We start from the raw sequence: 844 nt of genomic DNA on the forward strand, positions 1-844 counted from the left end.
TCTCCTCCCTCAATTTCATGTCGGTACTCTTTCTTCAGCATCCAATTCCCAGCCTCGGCACTGACCGGCTTGAAGCCCTTGAAGCCACATCCCACCAATGTGGCCGTCGCTGCTAGCAGCAGCGCCGCCATCAGTGCTTTTTTCATGCTCTTTTTCCTTTGCACAACTGCGCAGCAGCACTCACTTCCACTCCGGCTTGGGCATGTGCTCCAGTCCTCGCTCCTTGCGCCACTCTACACAGGCCGGTTTATCGAATAGCCAATGCTGCGTGCAAATAGGTCCGGCATCTTCATACCAACCTTTATTCTCAATGCATATATATCCTTCAGCCGCATCATGTTGAGAATCAGCAAGTCCCGACACCGGATCAATCCCGCACTCCCTGAAGTCACGAAGCTGTTTTCGCACATAATTTAGAAACCCTTCATCCGTCATCGTGTCGTAAGGATTGAATTCTTTCTTTAGCCTCCAATTCCCAGCCTCATCACTGACCGGCTTGAAGCCCTTGAAGCCACATCCCGCCAATGTGGCCGTCGCCACTATCAGCAGCGCCGCCATCAGTGCTTTCTTCATATTCTTTTTCCTTCAGTCAGCTGCGCAACGTCTTTCACTTCCTCTCCGGCTTGGGCATGTGCTCCAGTCCTCGCTCCTTGCGCCACTCTACGCAAGGCGGATCATCAAAAAAGAAATTCTGCGTGCAAATAGGCCCTTTGCTGTTGTACCAGCCTTTGCTTTCGATGCAAAGGTAGCCTTCGGTTGTGTCGTATTCGGAACTCACACGAAGACCTCCTATTGGATCAATCCCGCACTCCCTGAAGTCACGAAGCTGTTTTCGCACATAATT

2 protein-coding genes are annotated in these 844 nt (G+C 51.4%); both read right to left on the minus strand.

Translation table 11 applies throughout. The features are described from left to right. Window positions 1-180: 180 nt before the first annotated feature. Window positions 181-573, minus strand: a complete 393-nt coding sequence (locus AAV94_RS14475; protein ID WP_052755052.1) for a hypothetical protein — start codon at window positions 571-573, stop codon at window positions 181-183. Between the two features lie 34 nt (window positions 574-607). After that, the coding region (locus AAV94_RS14960; protein WP_231731421.1) for a hypothetical protein at window positions 608-844 on the minus strand (237 nt) is incomplete at its 5' end.

Origin of the sequence: Lampropedia cohaerens, assembly GCF_001005215.1 — a bacterium.
Lineage (GTDB): Bacteria > Pseudomonadota > Gammaproteobacteria > Burkholderiales > Burkholderiaceae_C > Lampropedia > Lampropedia cohaerens.

Coding starts and splice junctions, on each gene's coding strand:
- AAV94_RS14475 (WP_052755052.1), bottom strand. CDS start 573: ATGAAGAAAGCACTGATGGCGGCGCTGCTGATAGTGGCGACGGCCACA.